The 19,168-nt window shown below is 68.6% G+C and carries 20 protein-coding genes; 15 read left to right on the forward strand and 5 right to left on the reverse strand.

What is annotated here, in order from left to right; all coding sequences use genetic code 11:
* Nucleotides 1–267: 267 nt before the first annotated feature.
* Together AC3ERS_RS18070 and AC3ERS_RS18075 are read left to right on the forward strand one after the other, a co-directional pair.
* A complete protein-coding gene (locus AC3ERS_RS18070) occupies nt 268–3,084 on the forward strand; it encodes an aconitate hydratase (RefSeq protein WP_431968928.1) in 2,817 nt (938 codons plus the stop codon).
* Between the two features lie 130 nt (nt 3,085–3,214).
* Nucleotides 3,215–3,781: a TetR/AcrR family transcriptional regulator gene (locus AC3ERS_RS18075; protein WP_011210017.1), complete on the forward strand. Its 567-nt coding sequence runs from the start codon at nt 3,215–3,217 to the stop codon at nt 3,779–3,781.
* Nucleotides 3,782–3,787: 6 nt separating this feature from the next.
* Here the strand turns inward: AC3ERS_RS18075 and AC3ERS_RS18080 are convergent, their stop codons facing one another.
* Both AC3ERS_RS18080 and AC3ERS_RS18085 read right to left on the reverse strand, forming a co-directional pair.
* Entirely contained in the window at nt 3,788–4,579 is a 792-nt protein-coding gene (locus AC3ERS_RS18080; protein WP_431968930.1) for a hypothetical protein, read from the reverse strand.
* 126 nt (nt 4,580–4,705) lie between these two features.
* Complete coding sequence (locus AC3ERS_RS18085) at nt 4,706–5,212, reverse strand: MarR family winged helix-turn-helix transcriptional regulator (protein WP_431968932.1); 507 nt, start codon at nt 5,210–5,212, stop codon at nt 4,706–4,708.
* A gap of 150 nt (nt 5,213–5,362) precedes the next feature.
* Here AC3ERS_RS18085 and AC3ERS_RS18090 point away from each other — a divergent pair, with 150 nt between their 5' ends.
* The 4 genes from AC3ERS_RS18090 to AC3ERS_RS18105 all read left to right on the forward strand — a co-directional run bounded on the left by AC3ERS_RS18090 (nt 5,363) and on the right by AC3ERS_RS18105 (nt 7,973).
* Complete coding sequence (locus AC3ERS_RS18090; RefSeq protein WP_431969108.1) at nt 5,363–5,785, forward strand: cupin domain-containing protein; 423 nt, start codon at nt 5,363–5,365, stop codon at nt 5,783–5,785.
* A 78-nt stretch (nt 5,786–5,863) separates the two neighbouring features.
* A complete protein-coding gene (locus tag AC3ERS_RS18095) occupies nt 5,864–6,280 on the forward strand; it encodes an acyl-CoA thioesterase (RefSeq protein WP_431968934.1) in 417 nt (138 codons plus the stop codon).
* 259 nt (nt 6,281–6,539) lie between these two features.
* Nucleotides 6,540–6,995 carry a hypothetical protein gene (locus AC3ERS_RS18100; protein WP_431968936.1) on the forward strand — a complete coding sequence of 152 codons (456 nt, stop codon included), beginning with the start codon at nt 6,540–6,542 and terminating at the stop codon, nt 6,993–6,995.
* 15 nt (nt 6,996–7,010) lie between these two features.
* On the forward strand, nt 7,011–7,973 hold the full coding sequence (locus AC3ERS_RS18105) for an MvdC/MvdD family ATP grasp protein (RefSeq protein ID WP_431968938.1): 963 nt from the start codon (nt 7,011–7,013) through the stop codon (nt 7,971–7,973).
* Between the two features lie 154 nt (nt 7,974–8,127).
* On the opposite strand, the gene AC3ERS_RS18110 is transcribed toward AC3ERS_RS18105, so the two are convergent.
* Nucleotides 8,128–8,367, reverse strand: a complete 240-nt coding sequence (locus tag AC3ERS_RS18110; RefSeq protein ID WP_357459224.1) for a helix-turn-helix domain-containing protein — start codon at nt 8,365–8,367, stop codon at nt 8,128–8,130.
* Nucleotides 8,368–8,450: 83 nt separating this feature from the next.
* Nucleotides 8,451–10,082, reverse strand: a complete 1,632-nt coding sequence (locus AC3ERS_RS18115) for an ABC-F family ATP-binding cassette domain-containing protein (protein ID WP_431968940.1) — start codon at nt 10,080–10,082, stop codon at nt 8,451–8,453.
* 187 nt (nt 10,083–10,269) lie between these two features.
* On the opposite strand from AC3ERS_RS18115, the gene AC3ERS_RS18120 reads away from it, so the two are divergent.
* From AC3ERS_RS18120 to AC3ERS_RS18160, 9 genes are all read left to right on the forward strand, one after another.
* Nucleotides 10,270–11,034: an SDR family oxidoreductase gene (locus tag AC3ERS_RS18120; protein ID WP_431968942.1), complete on the forward strand. Its 765-nt coding sequence runs from the start codon at nt 10,270–10,272 to the stop codon at nt 11,032–11,034.
* Between the two features lie 229 nt (nt 11,035–11,263).
* Nucleotides 11,264–12,373, forward strand: a complete 1,110-nt coding sequence (locus tag AC3ERS_RS18125) for a lycopene cyclase family protein (RefSeq protein WP_431968944.1) — start codon at nt 11,264–11,266, stop codon at nt 12,371–12,373.
* Nucleotides 12,373–13,329 carry a non-homologous end joining protein Ku gene (ku, locus tag AC3ERS_RS18130; protein WP_431968946.1) on the forward strand — a complete coding sequence of 319 codons (957 nt, stop codon included), beginning with the start codon at nt 12,373–12,375 and terminating at the stop codon, nt 13,327–13,329. The genes AC3ERS_RS18125 and ku overlap by 1 nt, the downstream gene beginning before the upstream one ends.
* Before the next feature lie 126 nt (nt 13,330–13,455).
* Nucleotides 13,456–13,875, forward strand: a complete 420-nt coding sequence (locus AC3ERS_RS18135) for a DUF4247 domain-containing protein (RefSeq protein WP_431968948.1) — start codon at nt 13,456–13,458, stop codon at nt 13,873–13,875.
* Between the two features lie 42 nt (nt 13,876–13,917).
* Nucleotides 13,918–14,343, forward strand: coding sequence for a DUF350 domain-containing protein (locus AC3ERS_RS18140; protein ID WP_431968950.1), 426 nt, complete (start codon nt 13,918–13,920; stop codon nt 14,341–14,343).
* On the forward strand, nt 14,344–15,909 hold the full coding sequence (locus AC3ERS_RS18145; protein WP_431968952.1) for a polyamine aminopropyltransferase: 1,566 nt from the start codon (nt 14,344–14,346) through the stop codon (nt 15,907–15,909).
* 79 nt (nt 15,910–15,988) lie between these two features.
* The gene (locus AC3ERS_RS18150) at nt 15,989–16,543 is read left to right on the forward strand and encodes a GNAT family N-acetyltransferase (protein WP_431968954.1); all 555 of its coding nucleotides are present in this window, start codon (nt 15,989–15,991) and stop codon (nt 16,541–16,543) included.
* Between the two features lie 558 nt (nt 16,544–17,101).
* Nucleotides 17,102–17,707, forward strand: coding sequence for a LuxR C-terminal-related transcriptional regulator (locus tag AC3ERS_RS18155; RefSeq protein WP_431968956.1), 606 nt, complete (start codon nt 17,102–17,104; stop codon nt 17,705–17,707).
* A 163-nt stretch (nt 17,708–17,870) separates the two neighbouring features.
* The gene (locus tag AC3ERS_RS18160) at nt 17,871–18,509 is read left to right on the forward strand and encodes a MerR family transcriptional regulator (RefSeq protein WP_431968958.1); all 639 of its coding nucleotides are present in this window, start codon (nt 17,871–17,873) and stop codon (nt 18,507–18,509) included.
* Here AC3ERS_RS18160 and AC3ERS_RS18165 read toward each other — a convergent pair.
* Nucleotides 18,479–19,153: an HAD family hydrolase gene (locus AC3ERS_RS18165; RefSeq protein WP_431968960.1), complete on the reverse strand. Its 675-nt coding sequence runs from the start codon at nt 19,151–19,153 to the stop codon at nt 18,479–18,481. The two genes, AC3ERS_RS18160 and AC3ERS_RS18165, sit on opposite strands and share 31 nt — an antisense overlap.
* Nucleotides 19,154–19,168 lie beyond the last annotated feature (15 nt).

The following is a 19,168-nucleotide window of genomic DNA, read 5'->3' on the forward strand; positions in this document are numbered from 1 at the left end:
GCGTCAGCGGGCGCTGCGACGGGCATCCAACTCTGCAGGGTGAGCTACCTATACCCCGACTAGCTCGAAAGCACAGTACGCGACACGATGTTCGTTCACCGCCACCCGCCACACCGAACGGCCCCCGCGCATTTCACAGGACAAGCGTACTGTTAGAGTCGTGGCGCGAGGAACCGGCGCTCCCCCAGGCGCTGGAGCCCCTCCAAAGACTCGAGTCGCCGGCACAGCCCCGCCGGTGACCAACCCTCACAGACGAGTGGAGCTGACGTGACGACAAGTATCGATACTTTCGGCGCCAAGGGCACCCTCGAGGTCGGAAGCAACTCCTACGAGATCTTCCGTCTCTCGGCCGTGCCCGGCACCGAAAAACTCCCCTACGCACTGAAGGTCCTCGCGGAGAACCTGCTTCGCACCGAGGACGGCGCCAACATCACCGCCGACCACATCCGCGCCATCGCGAACTGGGATCCCTCGGCCCAGCCGGACACCGAAATTCAGTTCACCCCGGCCCGCGTGATCATGCAGGACTTCACCGGTGTGCCCTGTGTCGTCGACCTCGCCACCATGCGCGAGGCCGTCACCGCTCTCGGCGGCGACCCGAACAAGGTCAACCCGCTCTCCCCCGCCGACATGGTCATCGACCACTCGGTCATCCTCGACGTCTTCGGCCGCGCCGATGCCCTCGAGCGCAACGTCGACCTGGAGTACCAGCGCAACGGCGAGCGCTACCAGTTCCTGCGCTGGGGCCAGGGCGCCTTCGACGACTTCAAGGTCGTCCCGCCGGGCATGGGCATCGTGCACCAGGTCAACATCGAGTACCTGGCGCCGACCGTCATGGTCCGCAACGGCCAGGCCTACCCCGACACCTGCGTCGGCACCGACTCGCACACCACCATGGTCAACGGCCTGGGCGTGCTGGGCTGGGGCGTCGGCGGCATCGAGGCCGAGGCCGCCATGCTCGGCCAGCCGGTCTCCATGCTGATCCCGCGCGTCGTCGGCTTCAAACTGACCGGTGAGATCCAGCCGGGCGTCACCGCTACCGACGTCGTGCTCACCGTCACCGACATGCTGCGCAAGCACGGTGTGGTCGGCAAGTTCGTCGAGTTCTACGGCAAGGGCGTCGCCGAGGTGCCCCTCGCCAACCGCGCCACCCTGGGCAACATGAGCCCCGAGTTCGGCTCCACCGCCGCGATCTTCCCGATCGACGCGGAGACCATCAACTACCTGCGCCTGACCGGCCGCAGCGACGAGCAGCTCGCGCTCGTCGAGGCGTACGCCAAGGAGCAGGGCATGTGGCACGACGCCGATCACGAGCCCGCGTACTCGGAGTACCTGGAGCTGGACCTGAGCACCGTGGTGCCGTCCATCGCAGGCCCGAAGCGTCCGCAGGACCGAATCCTGTTGTCGGAGTCCAAGACCGCGTTCCGCAAGGACATCCACAACTACACCAGCGACGCCGAGAGCGGCCCCGCCGCCGTGACCCCGCACTCGCACCTGGACGAGGCCGTCGAGGAGTCCTTCCCGGCCAGCGATCCGGCCGTGCTGTCCTTCGCCGACGACGACGCGATCCTGCCGTCCGCCGCCAACGGCAGCGTCGGCCGCCCGTCCAAGCCGGTCAAGGTCTCCGATCCGGAGCGCGGCGATTTCGTGCTCGATCACGGCGCCGTCGTGGTCGCGGGCATCACCTCCTGCACCAACACCTCCAACCCGTCGGTCATGCTGGGCGCCGCCCTGTTGGCTCGCAACGCGGTCGAGAAGGGTCTGTCCTCCAAGCCGTGGGTGAAGACCAACATGGCGCCGGGCTCGCAGGTCGTCGCCGACTACTACGAGAAGGCCGGCCTGTGGCCGTACCTCGAGAAGCTCGGCTTCTACGTGGGTGGCTTCGGCTGCACCACCTGCATCGGCAACACCGGCCCGCTGCCGGACGAGATCTCCAAGGCGATCAACGACAACGATCTGTCGGTCACCGCGGTGCTCTCCGGTAACCGCAACTTCGAGGGTCGCATCTCCCCCGACGTGAAGATGAACTACCTGGCCTCGCCGCCGCTGGTCATCGCGTACGCGCTCGCGGGCACCATGGACTTCGACTTCGAGACCGACGCCCTCGGCCAGGACACCGACGGCAACGACGTCTTCCTGAAGGACATCTGGCCGTCGCCGCAGGAGATCGACGACACCATCAAGTCGGCGATCAACCGCGACATGTTCACCAAGTCCTACGCCACCGTCTTCAAGGGCGACGAGCGCTGGCAGAACCTGAGCACCCCGGAGGGCGACACCTTCGCGTGGGACGAGAACTCGACCTACGTCCGCAAGGCGCCGTACTTCGACGGCATGGAGATGGAGCCGGCCCCGGTCACCGACATCAAGGGCGCTCGCGTGCTCGCGCTGCTCGGCGACTCGGTCACCACCGACCACATCTCCCCGGCCGGTCCGATCAAGCCGGGCACCCCGGCGGCGCAGTACCTCGACTCGCACGGCGTCGAGCGCAAGGACTACAACTCCCTTGGCTCGCGTCGCGGTAACCACGAGGTGATGATCCGCGGCACCTTCGCCAACATCCGGCTGCGCAACCAGCTGCTCGACGATGTCTCGGGTGGCTACACCCGCGACTTCACCCAGGACGGCGGCCCGCAGGCCTTCATCTACGACGCCTCGCAGAACTACCAGGCCGCGGGCATCCCGCTGGTCGTGCTCGGCGGCAAGGAGTACGGCTCGGGTTCCTCGCGTGACTGGGCCGCCAAGGGCACCAGCCTGCTGGGCGTGAAGGCCGTCATCACCGAGTCCTTCGAGCGCATCCACCGCTCGAACCTCATCGGTATGGGCGTCATCCCGCTGCAGTTCCCGGCCGGTGAGTCGGCCGCGTCGCTGAAGCTGAACGGCACCGAGACCTTCGACATCGAGGGCATCACCCAGCTGAACGAGGGTGTGACTCCGAAGACCTTGAAGGTGACCGCCACCAAGGAGACCGGTGAGAAGATCACCTTCGACGCGGTGGTTCGGATCGACACCCCCGGTGAGGCCGACTACTACCGCAACGGCGGCATCCTGCAGTACGTGCTGCGCAACATGATCCGCGGCTAGGTCGGGTTCCGGGGATGATCCCCCAGCGGTCTTCCCCGACCGTCAGCTCGTGAAGGGTCCGCGCATCGCTTCGGCGATGCGCGGACCTCTCCGCATCCCGCCGCGCCACCCGCTTCGGAGGAGCCACGCCATGCCCAAAGTCAGTGATGATCACCTCGCCGCCCGGCGCAGTCAGATTCTCGACGGGGCGCGGCGCTGCTTTGCCGAATACGGGTACGACGGCGCGACCGTGCGCCGCCTCGAAGAGGCCATCGGCCTGTCCCGCGGCGCCATCTTCCACCACTTCCGCGACAAGGACGCGCTGTTCCTCGCGCTGGCGCAGGAGGACGCCGAGCGAATGGCCGACGTCGCGGCCAATCAGGGCATCGTGCAGGTGATGCGCGATATGCTCGCCCACCCCGAGCAATTCAATTGGCTCGGCACCCGTTTGGAGATCGCGCGGCGGTTGCGCACCGATCCCGAATTCCGCGCGGGCTGGACCCAGCGCTCGGCCGAACTGACCGCCGCGACCCTGGCGCGCTTGGAGCGCCGCAAGGCCGCGGGCGCACTGCGCGACGACGTCCCCACCGACGTCCTGCTCGGCTATCTCGACCTGGTCCTCGACGGCCTCATCGCCCGGATCGCCTCCGGCCACACCAACGAAAACCTCTCCGCCGTCCTCGATCTCGTCGAAGCCTCGGTACGCCGCAAGGACTGACCGGCGTCAGTGCGTGGCGTTCAGGTAGTCGGCCGCGTGTGTGGTCCAGAGGACGTTCGTGCCCGGCATGTTGTGGCCCGAGTAGAGGACGTGCTGACCGTCCGGCCACGGCGTGAGGTAGCCGATGACGCCCTGCACGGCCTTGGTGTAGCGGTCCAGGTTGGCCTGCGGGTTCTGCAACAGGAAGCGCAGCAGTTCGTCGAAGATCAGCGGGGTCACGTTCCCGAAGCGAGCGCCCTCGACGAACGAGAACGGGGAGATGCCGACGTCGATCACGCGCAGCGGCGAGTCCGCGGGCGAGGCCGTGATGATGTCGCCGGGATTGGCGTACTCCTTGACGTCGAGACTCGGCCACGCGCCGCGCTGCCCGTGCAGCCCGTAGGTGGACGGCGGGCACAGGTTGCCCACGGACTGGCCCGCTTTGCGCAACGGGTTGGCGATGTTCACCGCGAACGCGATCTCGAGCGGCGAACCGTCGACGTTGCGGTACTTGCCCGACCTGACGCCCTCCAGAATGCGGCTCGCGCAGATCCCGCCCAGCGAATAGCTCAGCAGCCCGCAGACATTGGGCGAATCCTGGATCGCGCGCACGCCGGCCGCGATACCGAGCCGCACCGAGGTCTCCAGCGAAGGACCCCATACGTCGGGCGCCGGGCCGACCGACGCGGGCCAGTTCGGCTCGAACGCGGTGAACTTCTCCGGATCGAGCAGCTTGGTGACGTCGCGCAGCATGCCCGCGGGGGCGCCGTCCGCGTTCCGGGGCTCGCCGGTGCCCCGGAGGGTGATGATGTCGATCATCGGTTCTCCTTGCCCGCCTGGAATTCTGGAGCCAGGGCCACACGGTAGGTCCGCGCGGCGCGGGGCACACGAGTAGCGCACTACTCGATTTCGCACGACGCTTTCCGCGACGCGCCCGGCCGAATGTCAGTCCTTGCCTTCGAGACTGGCGAGCAGGCGCCGCGCGATGCGGTCCAGATCCTTGCGGTCCTGCGCGGAGAGCACCGAGAGGATGCGGGTCTCGTTGAGGGTGTGCGCGGTCACCACGGTGTCGACCAGTTCCCTGCCCTCGTCGGTCAGCGCCACGCGAACGGCACGCCGGTCGGTCGCGTCGGCCAGGCGGCGCACCAGACCCGCCGATTCGAGCCGGTCGAGGCGCCCGGTCATGCCCGCGCGGGAGAGCATCAGCGTGTCGGCGAGCACCGAGGGGTTCAACTCGAAGGGCGCGCCGGAACGGCGCAGAGCGGCAAGCACATCGAACTCGCCGCGTTGCAGTCCATGCGCGGTGAACACCGCCTCGATCGCGTGCTGCGCCACGATCGTCAGCCGCCCGAGCCGCCCGATGATCGCCATCGCCTCCAGGTCGAGATCGGGTCGCTCGCGCCCCCACTGCTCGGCGATGGCGTCCACGGGATCCGTTGTCGTGTCAGTCATGGACACGATTCTATTCGCTGATATATAGTTCTGTAGCGAATTATCAATCACCGAACTACTGGAGTAGTCATGACCACCTCCCTCCCCCGCCGCGACTTCGCCATCCGTCAGCCGCACGAGGCGGAGAATCTCGGCACCGACACCGCGCGCATGCGTCTCTTGATCGACGCGAACGAGACCGGCGGGTCGGTCAGCAGCCTGGAAGTCACCATGGCCCGCGGCGCCGACGGGGCCGCGCCGCACTACCACACCAAGTCCGACGAGCTGTTCTACGTGGCGGAGGGCGAACTCCAGGTGCTGGCGGGCGACAAGATCGTCACCGTCGGCGCGGGCGGCGCGCTCGTGGTCCCCAAGCTCATGCCGCACGCGTTCGGCGCGTCGCCGGACAGCTCCGCGCGGCTGCTGATCGCGCTCATGCCGGGCGTCGAACGTTTCGAGTACTTCCGCCTGCTCGACCGCCTCGGCAGGGGCGAGGCGACGCTCGACGACCTGGCCGCTGCACAGGAGGAGTTCGACAACCACTTCGTGGACGCACCGCAGTGGTGGGCGGAGCGGAACGCCAACCGGCGGTAATGCGTTGGCGCGCAGGACTGTGGCGCATACTTCAGCCGGCCCGGGAACATCCGTGGGCCGCGACGGGTTCGACTTGGCATGACCTTTTCCGTCCCCGTCGTCGTCCGCGGATACGAGCTCGACACTCAGGGCCACCTGAACCAGGCGGTATACCTGCAGTACGCCGAGCACGCCCGCTGGGAGCTGCTACGCGCCGCCGGGATCGCGCAGGAAAAGCTCATCGCGGCAGATATCGGCCCGGTGGTCCTGGAGACCACGATCAAGTACTTCCGCGAACTGCGCGGCGGCGACGAGGTGACGATCAGCTGCGAATTCGAGTGGGCGGCGGGCAAGATCTTCCGGATGCGCCAGCAGATCCGGAAGCTGGACGGTACCGTCTCGGCCGAAGTCGCGGTGACCGGCGGCCTGCTCGATCTGTCCGCGCGCAAGCTGGTCGCCGAGCCGGGCGAGCGTTTCCGAGCTCTCGCCGAGCGACCGGATCTACTCGGTCTGTAGCACCGAGGCGCGGGCGGTATGGCCGCCAATCTTGGGCAATACTCGTCCGCTACCCCCATATGGAATTAGCTGAAAGATAGCGGCAGGGCTATTTTCGGACTGCCGAAAATCTTTCGGCGCTAGCGCCTTCCGCGTCCGGATCCGGTTTGCCAACGGCCGTGAAATCTTTCGATCTGGGCCGAGGGAGCCCCCTCCCGCGTTATGATTCGGTTCACGCTCGGGGGTCCTGGCAAATCGCGAGCAGATCGGAGAGCAGACCATGGCCGACGCAATCCACCGCCCCGGTGCCACGTCGACGGAAGACCGCGTACCCGCGCTGCAGGGCCGTTTGGTGGCCGAGTCGGAACGCGAGATCACCGTCCGCGTCGCCGAGGGCACGTGGACCTTCCGCCGTGACGATGTGCTCCGCGTGCTCGACAACGCCGCCGACGACCGCGCGGGCGACGGCAGGCCGGTGCTGGTGGACATCCGCCCCGGCGCCACCGCGGATTTCACCCGCAGGCTGCGCATCGATCTCGTGGACCGGCCGATGACCATCGCCGGGCCGCCCTCGGAAGCGCTGGGCGACGAACTGCTGCAACAACTCACGGCCACCTGGGCCGATCGGTTGCGGCTGGTGGACTATCCGGCGGGCAGCGGTGCGACCTATACCTATTGCCAGACGAAATCGTTCGCGACGAGCGACGACGGCATCAACTGCGACAGTCTCGACTGAGCGGATCTGTTGCCCATGGTGAGCCGTCTCCCAGGCTCGGTCCTGATCGTTTCCGAATCCGATGATCTGCACGCCACCGCGATGGCGGCGACATTGCGAGAACACCACGGACTCAGTCCGATACACCTCGACCTGCGCGATTTCCCGCGCGAGTCAGGCAGTTTCCGGCTGGACCGGCTCGGCACCACGCGCTCGCTCTCGCACGTCATCGGGCTCGACACCGTCCGCTCGGTGTGGTGGCGGCGACCGCACCCGTGCCAGGTGCCCGGCGGCGTCCGCGCCTCCGACGACGCCTACCGTCAGGCCGAATGCGACGGCTTCATCCAGGGCCTGCTGTGGTCGATCCCGGCGTTCTGGATCAACGATCCCGGCGCCGACCGCACCGCGGCCCGCAAGATCGTCCAGCTCGAGACGGCGCAGCGGGCCGGATTCGCGATACCGGAGACGCTGATCACCAACGATCCGGACGAGGCCCGCAGCTTCGCCGAATCACGGCCCGGCCCAGTGGTTTACAAGCGCACCGGCACGGGGCGCGCGGAGTTCGCCGAGACCAGGATCATCACCTTGGCCGACTTCGGCAAGCTGACCGGCATCAGGTCGGCGCCGACCACCTTCCAGGACTACATCCAGGCCGAATGCGATCTGCGGGTGGTATGGGTGGACGGCATCGCGTGGACGGTGCGCATCGACTCCCAGGCGGGCGTCGGCCGGGTCGATTCGCGGCTGGACACCTCCGTCGAGTTCGCCCGCGACCAGCTGCCCGCCTCGGTGAGCAAATCCCTGGCCACGCTCATGGGGGCGCTCGGCCTCAGCTTCGGCGTGCTCGACCTGCGCCTCGGGCTGGACGGCGAGTACTACTTCCTGGAGGTCAACCCGCAGGGCCAGTTCGCCTACCTGGAGATCAAGACCGGCCTGCCGATCTTCCGCAGCCTGTCCAACCTGCTCGTGCACAGCGACGGCATGGTTCCCGGCTACTGACCGAGGCTCGTCGGCCTCTCGCGATCTCTCGCCGGACCGGGTCCGCCTCGCCGCGCACCGTCGCGACATCTCGCCCGGTGCGGGCATCACGAAAGACCCCGCGGTGGCTGCGAAAGATACCGCGCAGCCACCGGATTCGAGCCGGCGCGGACGGCTACTTGCCTACGCCCTTACGGCGGTTCGCTCCACCGCGGCTGCGGAGTTGCACATGCGACTCCACCAGCACGTTGTGGATGAAACCGTAGGAGCGCCCCGTCGACCGCGCCAGCGAGCGGATGCTTGCACCCGCCTCGTATTGCTTCTTCAGCTGCGATTGCAGACGGTCACGCGATTTCCCCGTGACGCGTGTGCCCTTACCCAATACGGCCTTGCTTTGTGTGGCCCTGTCGCTCATGGCTTCCTCCGAGTCGCCGAGCAGCGCGTCTTTCCAGGCTAAGCACTGAGCAGTCCGTGATCAACGGGTTCGTGTGATGAAACTCACGCAAGCTGAATAAGTTCCAAATATTCCGCGGACCAGTGGTCTTCGGTGCCATCGGGGAGGAGAATGACCCGCTCCGGGGACAGCGCCTCCGCGGCGCCCGGATCGTGGGTGACCAGCACGACGGCCCCCGCGTACGTGCGCAGGGCGTCGAGCACCTGCTCACGGGACACCGGATCCAGGTTGTTGGTCGGCTCGTCGAGCAGCAGCACATTGGCCGCCGAGGACACCAGTCCGGCCAGCGCCAGACGGGTCTTCTCGCCGCCGGACAGGGTGCCCGCGGGCTGGTCGAGCTGCGGACCGGTGAACATGAACGCGCCGAGCAGCCCGCGCAGGTCCTGCTCCCCCGCGTCCGGCGCCGCGTGCCGGATGTTCTCCCAGACCGTGGCGTCGTCGTCGAGGGTGTCGTGCTCCTGGGCGAAGTAGCCGATCTTCAGACCGTGACCGGGCACCAGCCCGCCCGCGGTCGGCTGTTCCACCCCCGCCAGCAGGCGTAGCAGGGTCGTCTTGCCCGCGCCGTTGAGGCCGAGCACGACGACCCGGCTGCCGCGGTCGATCGCCAGGTCGACGCCGGTGAAGATCTCCAGCGAGCCGTACATCTTGGTCAGGTTCTCGGCCATCAGCGGCGTCTTGCCGCAGGCGGCGGGCTCGGGGAACTTGATCCTGGCCACCTTGTCGGCGACTCGCACGTCGTCCAGCTCGTCGAGCAGCCGCTCGGCCCGCTTGACCATGTTCTGCGCCGCAACGGCTTTCGTCGCCTTGGCGCCGAGCTTGGCGGCCTGCGCCTTGAGCGCGGAGGCCTTCTTCTCGGCGTTGGCGCGCTCGCGGCGGCGGCGCTGTTCGTCGGTGGCGCGAGCGTCGAGGTACTTCTTCCAGCCCATGTTGTAGACGTCGGCCTCGCCGCGTACGGCGTCGAGGAACCACACCCTGTTGACCACCGCGTCGAGCAGCTCGACGTCGTGGCTGATCACGATCAGGCCGCCGTCGTGGCTCTGCAGGAACCCGCGCAGCCAGGTGATCGAGTCGGCGTCGAGGTGGTTGGTCGGCTCGTCCAGCAGCAGGATGCGGTCCGAGCGCCCGCCGCTGCCGTCGGAGGCGGAGAACAGGATGCGCGCCAATTCGATTCGGCGGCGCTGACCGCCGGAGAGGGTGCGCAGCGCTTGACCGAGCACCCGGTCCGGCAGACCGAGGCTGTGGCAGATGCGGGCGGCCTCGCTCTCCGCGACATAGCCGCCGAGCGCCGAGAACCGCTCCTCGAGCCTGCCGTACTTGCGGATCGCCTTCTCGCGCTCCTTCTCGTCGGCCACCTCGGCCATCAGCGCCTGCTGCTTCTCCATGTCGCGGATCAGCGTGTCGAGGCCGCGGGCCGAGAGCACCCGGTCGCGCGCGAGCACGTCCAGATTGCCTTCCTTGGGGTCCTGCGGCAGATAGCCGATCTCGCTGGAGCGCAGGATCTTTCCGGCGTACGGCTCGCCCTCGCCCGCCAGGATGCGCAGCGTGGTGGTCTTGCCCGCGCCGTTGCGCCCGACCAGTCCGATGCGGTCACCGGCCTGCACCCGCAGCGCGGGACCGGGCGCCGACAGCAGGGTGCGGACTCCGGCCCGGACCTCGAGGTCGGTCGCGGTGATCACAGATGGGCTCCTCACGGATGGCGGTGCTGGGGTGTTACGGCCGGGGCCGGGCTCGCTGCCCGATTGTGCGCCCCGAAACGCACAAGAACCACCGATTTTACCTGTGCCCCGACGGGGCCTCGCACCAGAGGAAGCCGGTGTGACCGCGGTAACTGTCGTTCGCCCGGCTTCGGTAGCGTGCGGTGTCATGAGTACCGATCTGTTGGGCAAGAGCGCGCTGGTCAGTGGGGCCAGCCGGGGCATCGGCAAAGCGGTGGCGGCCGAGCTGCTGCGCCGCGGCGCGAACGTGGTGATCACCGCGCGGAAACCCGAACCGCTGGAGGCGGCCGCCGCCGAGCTGCGGGAGCTGGGCCACCAGGGCGAGGTCGTGGCGCTGGCGGGCAACTCCGGCGACGCGGACAGCCGCGCGGCCGCGGTCGCGCGCGCGGTCTCGGAGTTCGGTTCGCTCGACATCCTGATCAACAACACCGGCATCAATCCGACCTACGGCGCGCTGATGGACGCCGACCTGGATGCCGTGCGCAAGATCTTCGATGTCAACGTGGTCGCGGCGCTCGGGTACATCCAGGAGGCGTACAAGGCGTGGATGGGCGAGCACGGCGGCGCGATCGTGAACGTCGCGAGCGTCGCGGGCATCCGCTCCAGCGGCGTGATCGCGGCTTACGGTGCCTCCAAGGCCGCGCTCATCCACCTCACCGACGAGCTGGCCTGGCAGCTCGGCCCGAAGATCCGGGTGAACGCGGTGGCGCCCGGCGTGGTCAAGACCAAGTTCGCCGACGCGCTCTACTCCGCCGACGAGGAGCGGGCGGCGGCGATGTACCCGATGAAGCGGCTCGGCGCGCCCGAGGACGTCGCGCGGCTGATCGGGTTCCTGGTGTCGGACGAGGCCGCGTGGATCACCGGCGAGACCGTGCGGGTCGACGGCGGACTGCTCTCCACCGGAGGCATCTGAGCCGCACTGCTCAGGCGACGGCCGTCGCTGCCGCTCGGCGCCGATCGGCCCGGAACCAGGCCCTGCCTCGAAGTCCGGCCGGATGCATCCGTGGCGGCGATCTGGGCCGCGAAGGCGCCTGATGGGACTTCGCGACAGGGCCTAGGCTCGGCGGGACCGAGTCGATGGGAGGGCAGCAACCGATGCGCCGAGTCGTGATCGCGCCGCGCCGTCGTCCTGCGCCGCTGTCGTGACGGCCGACGTCGCCGTCTGCGGCCTCGGCCCGGCCGGACGCGCGTTGGCGCATCGGTGTCTGAGCAGAGGTCTGTCCGTGGTCGCGGTCGATCCGTCGCCCGAGCGGCGGTGGACCGCGACCTACGCGGCCTGGGCCGACGAACTGCCCGAGTGGCTGGATCCCACGCTCGCTGCGGCGACCGTGGCGCGCCCGACGGCGTGGGGCGCGCGGCGGCACGAGCTGGATCGGCCCTACGTCGTGCTCGACACCGAGCGGCTGCGCGACTCGCTCGCACTCGACGGGGCGGAGATCGTCGCCGATCGCGCCGTACGGCTCGATCGGCGCGCGGTGACGCTGGCCTCGGGCCGGGTGCTCACCGCCGAGCGCGTGATCGACGCGCGCGGAATCGCCCGCTCCCCCGCTCGCGCCGAGCAGACCGCCTACGGGGTGGTCGTCGACGCGAGCGCGGCCGCGGGGATCGAGCCGCTGTTCATGGATTGGCGCGCCGACAACGGCGCGGGCCCGGCCGCGCCGCGCTCGTTCCTGTACGCGGTGCCGCTCGGCGGCGGCGCGATGCTGCTCGAGGAGACCTGCTTGGCCGGGCGGCCCGCGCTGGACATCGGCGAGCTGCGCACCCGGCTGCTGCACCGGTTGCGTGCGCGCGGTATCGCGCTCGGCGGTGACGAGCCCGTCGAGCGGGTGCGCTTTCCGGTGCAGGGCGGCCGACCGGGCCCGCGCGCGTTCGGCGCGGCGGGCGGATTCACCCATCCCGCAACGGGTTACAGCGTGGCGGCCGCGCTCGCCGCCGCCGACACGGTGGCCGCGGGACAGAATGCGTGGCCGCCGTCGGCGCGCGCCGTTCATGTCCTGCGCGCGGCCGGGCTGCGCGCGCTGCTCGCGCTGCCGCCCGCCGACGTTCCCGGGTTCTTCGACGCCTTCTTCGCACTGCCCGCGCCACTGCAACGCGCCTACCTGTCGGGTCGCGCCGACCTCGGCGGGACCGTCGCCGCCATGCGCGCGCTGTTCGCCGCGCTTCCCGCCCGATCGAGGGTGCGAATCGCCGCCGCGACCTCGGCGATTCCGGTTCGGTCGCGCGGGCGGGGTGGTTCGGCCATGATGGAGTGATGGCACGAGCTATCTGGAAGGGCTCGATTGCATTCGGGCTGGTAAACGTCCCGGTCAAGGTGTACACCGCCACCGAGGACCACGACATCAAATTCCACCAGGTGCACGCCAAGGACGGCGGCCGGATCAAGTATCAACGCGTCTGCACCGTCGACGGCAAGCCGGTCGAGTACGTCGACATCGCGAAAGCGTACGAGTCCCCGGAGGGCGACACGGTGATCCTCTCCGACGAGGATTTCGCCCGCCTGCCCGCCGCCGAGAAGCACGAGATCCCGGTGTTGCAGTTCGTGCCGTCCGAGCAGATCGACCCGATATTTTTCGACAAGAGCTACTACCTCGAGCCGGACTCCACCACGCCGAAGGCCTACGTGCTGCTGGCGACCACGCTGGAGCGCATCGACCGGACCGCGCTGGTCCACTTCACCCTGCGCCAGAAGACTCGCCTCGCCGCGCTGCGGGTGCGCGAGGGCATGCTGGTGCTCCAGACGCTGCTGTGGCCCGACGAGGTGCGCGCCGTCGAGTTCGAATCACTGGAGGACGCGACCGAGCCGCGGCCGCAGGAGATCAAGATGGCCGAGACGCTCGTCGAGTCCATGTCCGACGATTTCGACCCGAGCCAGTTCACCGACGAGTACCAGGCCGAGCTGCAGAAGATGCTCGACGAGGCGATCGCCAGCGGCAGCGACCGGGTGACCGCCAAACCCGAGCCCGTGGCCGCCGAGATGGACGCCGAGGTGGTCGATCTGGTCGCGGCGCTGCAGCGCAGCCTGGAGGCCAGCGGCAGGCGCGCGGCGGGTTCCGGCGGCGCGGCGAAGAAGACCGCCGAGAAGGCCGCGCCCGCGAAGAAGACCGCGAAGGCGGCCAAGACCACCAAGGCGGCCAAGGCCACCAAGAAGACCCCCGAGAAGCCGGCCAAGAAGGCCGCGAAGAAGACCCCCGCGCGCAAAGGCGCCTAGCGCACGGGCGAATTCGCGGACTGGACGCCGACCGTGGCGTCGGTGATACAGTGCCGGTCGAGTTTCGACGGAGGGGACTCGACGTATCACCTACCGGGCCCGGCCCGGCGCTCGACGGGGGGACGCATGAACCACCTCGGCAGAACGGTCATCGGCTTCGCGGCGCTGACCGCGCTGCTGCTCTCGGTCGTCGGCTGCGGCAAAGACACTCAGAGCGCACGCGATTTCATCGCCGCCAAGTATTCCCGGGCCACCTCGCTGGATCAGGTGAACGACGGCCGCGCCTACACCGCCGCCCTGGCGCCCGCCGCGGTCGGCAACGCCATCGCCGCGGCCGAGAAGCCGCTGGACAACCGCCGTGTCGGCGACCGCACCTATCTGCAGTACCGCAACGACATCGTCACCGTCGCCCCGCACGGGACGGGCTCGATGATCCTCGTCGACCAGTACGGCAACGGGTACCGCCGCCATCACTCGACGGTGTCGGGCTTCGGCTGGCCGAGCCAGCCGCCGGGCAGCGAATACCGCAGCCAGGGTGGCAAATAACGCCCGCGCGCTCGGGGATCGTCGGAGTTTCAGGAGGAATACATGCTGGCAGACCTAGCTGCCGACGCGGGCGCCGCGCTCGCCTACACCGGCGTCGGCATCGCGTTGATGGCGTTGGGGTTCGTGCTCGTGGACGTCATCACGCCCGGGAATCTGCGCGAACAGATCTGGGTCGAGCGGAACCGGAACGCCTCGCTGCTGGTGGCGTCGAATCTGCTCGGCGTCGGGATCATCGTGGCCATGGCGATCTGGACCTCACAGGGCGCGATCGGCGAGGCGCTGGTGGCCAGCGCGGTGTACGGCGTGATCGGTCTCGGCGCGATGGCGTCGTCGTTCCTGCTGCTGGATCTGCTCACCCCGGGCCAGTTCCGAGACGTGGTCGCGGACAGCGCGATTCACCCGGCCGTGTGGGTCACCGCGGCGCTGCATCTCGCGGTGTCCTTCGTGGTGGCGGCGGGCCTGTCGTAAATGCGCGCGGGCACCGACACCGCGCCGCTACCGCCGCTGCGGCGCCGCCCGGCCCGCATCGCGTTGCTCGTCACCGCGTTCGTGTGCGCGGCCTGCGGCCTGGTCTACGAACTGTCGCTGGTGACGCTGGGCAGCTACCTGCTCGGCGACACCGCGGCGCAGGCCTCGATCACGTTGAGCGTCATGGTCTTCGCCATGGGCTTGGGCGCGCTCGCCGCGAAACCGCTGCGCGGGCACGCGGCGGCGGCGTTCGTGGCGGTGGAGTTGCTCCTCGCGCTGCTCGGCGGGCTGTCGGTGGTGATGCTCTACGCGGCCTACGCCTGGCTGAACATCTACACCACGGCGCTCATCGTGATCGCGAGCGTTCTCGGCATCCTGGTCGGCGCCGAAATCCCGCTGCTGATGGAGCTTTTGCAGCGGATACGCAAGCAGGAGCCGGGCAGCGCGGTGGCCGACCTGTTCGCTGCGGACTACGTGGGCGCGCTGCTCGGCGGGCTGGCTTTCCCGTTCCTGCTGCTTCCGATGTTCGGCCAGATCCGCGGCAGCCTGATCGTCGGCGTCGTGAACGCGGCGGCGGGACTTGCGCTGGTATTCCTGTTGTTCCGCACCGAACTCCGCCCACGTGCCCGCTGGGCTTTCGGCGCGCTGACCGCGTTCGTCGCGGCGACGCTGCTCGGCAGCTATCTGTACGCCGACCGGTTCGAAGCGACCGCGCAGCAGGCGCTGTTCGCCCACCCGATCGTGCTGCACGAGCGGACGAAGTATCAGAACATCGTGCTCACCGAATCGATCTCGCCGTTCGGCACGCCGGACACCCGGCTCTACCTCAACGGTGATCTGCAGTTCTCCTCGGTGGACGAATACCGGTATCACGAGGCGCTCGTGCATCCTGCCCTCGCCGGTCCGCGCCGCACCGTGCTGGTGCTCGGCGGCGGCGACGGCCTCGCGCTGCGCGAGATCCTGCGCTACCCCGACGTCGAGACGATCACCCTGGTGGAGCTGGACCCGGAGATGATCCGGCTGGCCCGCACCGACGAGCGGCTGATCGCGTTGAACCGCAACGCCTTCGACGACCCGCGGGTGCGCGTGGTCAACGAGGACGCCTTCTCTTGGCTGCGCGACTCCCCCGGCGCGTTCGACGCGGTGCTGGTCGACCTCCCCGATCCCGACCAGACCTCGATCGCCAAGCTGTACTCGAAGGAGTTCTACGCGATGGCCGCCCACGTGCTCGCGCCCGGCGGCACGCTCGCGGTCCAGTCCGGTTCCCCGTTCTTCGCGCCGCGCTCGTACTGGTGCATCGCGAACACCATCCGCGCGGCGGGTCTGCGGACGCTGCCCTACCACGTCGACGTGCCCAGCTTCGGCGACTGGGGTTTCGTGCTGGCGACCAGGGAAGCCGAACCGCGCCTTCGCCTGGACGCGCCCGCCCCGCCGCGCTCGCTCGACGAGGCCTCGCTGGCGGCCGCCGCGGTGTTCGCGCCCGACCGTCGCGACACCGGCGCGCCCGTCTCGACGCTCATGCATCCGGTCATCGTGGACCTGGAACTTCGGGAGTGGCGGCGCTGAGTCACCGCGAGGTCACCAGCGCGAGGCGCGCGCTCGCGCCTCGGCCGCACAGCGGCGGGCCCCTGGCACACTGGCCGCCATGGACAACGCCACCGTGCTCGTCCCGATGGGCCTCGGCCATCTGCGCCAGGTGCTCGATCTCGGGCACCAGGTCTTCGACACCAGCACCAAGCCCTACACCTCGTGGTCGCTGACCAGCGTGGCCGAGCACCTGGACAGTCCGGACAACGCGTGCTGGGTGGCGCTGGATTCCGATCGGGTGGTGGGATTCGTGCTCGGCTCCATGGAATTCGAGCTGCGTGACGACTGGGGCTACCTCGAGTGGATCGCCGTCGCGCCCGATATGCAGGGAAACGGCATCGCGCGCAGGCTGGTCGACGCGTGCTCGGCGGCGCTGTTCGCGCGCGGCGCGCTGCGCATCGTCGCCGACGTGGAGAACAACAACACCGCCTCGGCGACATTGATGACCCGCAGCGGCTTCCGTCCCGCCGCGACCGTCACACTGTTCGTGCGCCCCAATCCCGAAGAGCCGACGGCCGACGCCGACGCGGCGCTGCCGCCCATCGCTCCGGGCACGAAACGCGATCTCATCCGCCGTGGCCGGCTGGCAGGCGAGGGCCGCGGCGGACGCTGAGTGCACGGCGGCCCACCGGCGAATCGTGCCGAGTGCCCCCATTTTTAGTGGCTTGACCATTAATTCCGGCACACAGTTCTCACAGCCACGTTTCCAACCCTTGCGGTAAGTGTTAACGGATCGGGAACACTTCAAGCCGAATTGTGCGCTGCGGAACACCTGGGTTGTGGAGACAACCGTTTACGGATAGGGTCACTTCCTATAACCGGTCTCAGGTTCCAAATGCCAAGTGTCGGTGGTCGTTTCGACGCCGATTCGAGGCGGGGCCGGTTCTCTGGTTCATCGGCGAACAGAATCCAGCGGGTTGATGCCGTGTGCTGTCGTGGCATCGGCCGACGGGTCGGCAACGTACGGGGGTGTCACAAGGATGCTTGCCGTGCGCCCGACTCAAGCAACCCCGAGGTGGATGTGGTGAAAATGAGTGGAACCGCCCGAGTAAGACGCTCGGCAAACATCGAAAATGCGGCGCCGGACGCCATTTCGGAATGTTCCGCTCCACGCCTCGTCTCGGTGATACCGACAAACGATATGGCGCAACGGGTCGTCAACATTCAGATTGTGACGGACAACTTTCTCACCCGCGAGATGTTGTGCGGTTTCCTGAATTCCGAAGAGGATTTCGCGGTGGTCGGCGACGTGTCGTGGAGCGAGGCCGGATATCTCGCCGCGGCCGTGCATCCGGACGTGATCGTGCTCGACAACGACGAAATCGGCAGCGCCACCGTGCAGATGGTGCGCGCGCTGACCCGCGCCTGCCCGGCCGCGGCCGTCGTCGTGCTCAGCTCGACCGGCACCGAGACGCTGCTCTACGACATGCTCGACGCCGGCGTGCGATGCTTCCTGCACAAGAAGATCTCGCGCAGCGAGCTGGTCAGCGCGATTCGCGGGATCGCCTCGGTGGAGGACCAGATCACCGTCAGCGTGCCGCGCGACTTCCTCACCGGCTCGGCGGCGAATCGGGGCAGGCTCTCGGCGCGCGAGGAGCAGGTGCTGCGCCTCGTGGCCGAGGCGATGACGAATCGTCAGATCGCCAACGCGCTCTCGATCACCGAGGGCACCGTGAAACGGCACCTGCGGAGCATTTTCGACAAGCTGGGCGCCGTCTCTCGAATAGACGCGGTGAATCGGTACCGGGCCCATACGGGACAACAGAATTCCGCATGACGGCGCCGCCGGGCATGGTCCGCCCGGCGCCCGCGCGCGGTTGTGGCGTCGGCGACCGTTTACCCTGATCCGACCGGGGCATTCGAGCAGCAACCGGAACTGGTCGCTATCCGTCTACCCGTACACTGGGTCGACCAGAAGTAGCCGCGGACGGGAGGCGGATATGCGTATCGCCGAGTTGAGCAAGGTCTCGGGCGTGCCTGCACCCACCATCAAGTACTACATGCGCGAGGGGCTGCTGTTTCCGGGCGAACGTACCAGCCCGAACCAGATGCAGTACGACGATTCCCACGTGCGACGGCTCAAGCTGGTCCGGGCCCTGATCGAGGTCGGCGGCTTGTCGGTGGCGGCGACCAGGGAAGTGCTGGACAAGATGCACACACCGGGGATGACGGTGCTGGAATCCGCGGGCAAGGCACAGTTCGCGATGTCCAGGCCGCCTGCCGCCGAGCCGGACGAGACGCAGCTGGCCGCGGCTCAGCAGGTCCGCGAACTCATCGCCAAACGCGGCTGGCAGGTGCGCGAGACCAACCCGGCCCGCGGCACGCTCGCGGCGGTGCTCGCCACCCTGGGCAGGCTGGGACAGGAGTACTGGGACCTGCTCGACGACTACGCCGAACTGGCCGAACGGATCGCAGCCAAGGAGATCGACACGCTGTTGCGCCAGCCGAACGCGGAGAGCATGGCCGAGGCGCTGGTCGTCTGGACCGCGCTCGGCGATGCGATGTTCAGCGCTCTGCGCCGGCTGGCGCACGAGGACGCGGCCTCGGCCTATATCGCGACGCCCTCGCCGACGAGCTGACGCACCGCGGCGTCCACCTCGGCGGTCGCGGTCGCGGCGTCACGGAACTGCACCGCGCGCCAGCCCGCCGCTCGCGCGCCCTCGCAGTTCTGCGGCAGGTCGTCCACCAGGACGCACCGCTGCGGGTCGATGCCCGCGCGCGCGGCCGCCAGCTCGAAGATCCCGGGATCGGGCTTACGGCAGCCGACCTGCGCCGAGTTCACGATCTCCTCGAACAGCTCCTCCGCGACGACCATCCGCCGCCAGTGCGGCTCCCACGCGGGCGGCATGTTGGACAGCATGCCGACGAACAGGCCGGCGTCGCGGTAGCGCCGCAGCGCGTTCTCCCACGGCACGTTGGCCTTTCGGCCGTCGAACCAGGCGTCCGCGAGGCTGGGGACCTCCGTGTGCACGCCCTGCTTGCGCAGCGCCGCGCGCACCAGCTCCAGCCACTCGTCCTCACTGATCAGGGGCGTGTCCAGCGGCAGCATCATGTCCTCGGTACCGAACGACGCGGTGACTTCCGCGATCGCACGGCGCAACGGATCCGGCGCCAATCCCGTCTTCGCGCAGAATGCGGCGAATGTTTCGGCTACCGGCGGCGTGAGCACTCCCCCGAAATCCGACCAAATGGCGATGCGCTCCCGCGCTGTGTTGCTCGTCACAGTTTTTCTCCGCTC

The sequence above is a fragment of the Nocardia sp. bgisy134 genome, from assembly GCF_057708325.1.

Excerpts from the sequence above, each read along its gene's own strand:
- AC3ERS_RS18095 (WP_431968934.1), top strand. The coding sequence starts at position 5,864 with ATGACCTTTTCCGTCCCCGTCGTCGTCCGCGGATACGAGCTCGACACT.
- AC3ERS_RS18135 (WP_431968948.1), top strand. The coding sequence starts at position 13,456 with ATGAACCACCTCGGCAGAACGGTCATCGGCTTCGCGGCGCTGACCGCG.
- AC3ERS_RS18090 (WP_431969108.1), top strand. The coding sequence starts at position 5,363 with ATGCGTCTCTTGATCGACGCGAACGAGACCGGCGGGTCGGTCAGCAGC.
- AC3ERS_RS18145 (WP_431968952.1), top strand. The coding sequence starts at position 14,344 with ATGCGCGCGGGCACCGACACCGCGCCGCTACCGCCGCTGCGGCGCCGC.
- AC3ERS_RS18075 (WP_011210017.1), top strand. The coding sequence starts at position 3,215 with ATGCCCAAAGTCAGTGATGATCACCTCGCCGCCCGGCGCAGTCAGATT.
- AC3ERS_RS18100 (WP_431968936.1), top strand. The coding sequence starts at position 6,540 with ATGGCCGACGCAATCCACCGCCCCGGTGCCACGTCGACGGAAGACCGC.
- AC3ERS_RS18110 (WP_357459224.1), bottom strand. The coding sequence starts at position 8,367 with ATGAGCGACAGGGCCACACAAAGCAAGGCCGTATTGGGTAAGGGCACA.
- ku (WP_431968946.1), top strand. The coding sequence starts at position 12,373 with ATGGCACGAGCTATCTGGAAGGGCTCGATTGCATTCGGGCTGGTAAAC.
- AC3ERS_RS18085 (WP_431968932.1), bottom strand. The coding sequence starts at position 5,212 with ATGACTGACACGACAACGGATCCCGTGGACGCCATCGCCGAGCAGTGG.
- AC3ERS_RS18080 (WP_431968930.1), bottom strand. The coding sequence starts at position 4,579 with ATGATCGACATCATCACCCTCCGGGGCACCGGCGAGCCCCGGAACGCG.
- AC3ERS_RS18120 (WP_431968942.1), top strand. The coding sequence starts at position 10,270 with ATGAGTACCGATCTGTTGGGCAAGAGCGCGCTGGTCAGTGGGGCCAGC.
- AC3ERS_RS18160 (WP_431968958.1), top strand. The coding sequence starts at position 17,871 with ATGCGTATCGCCGAGTTGAGCAAGGTCTCGGGCGTGCCTGCACCCACC.
- AC3ERS_RS18150 (WP_431968954.1), top strand. The coding sequence starts at position 15,989 with ATGGACAACGCCACCGTGCTCGTCCCGATGGGCCTCGGCCATCTGCGC.
- AC3ERS_RS18105 (WP_431968938.1), top strand. The coding sequence starts at position 7,011 with ATGGTGAGCCGTCTCCCAGGCTCGGTCCTGATCGTTTCCGAATCCGAT.
- AC3ERS_RS18140 (WP_431968950.1), top strand. The coding sequence starts at position 13,918 with ATGCTGGCAGACCTAGCTGCCGACGCGGGCGCCGCGCTCGCCTACACC.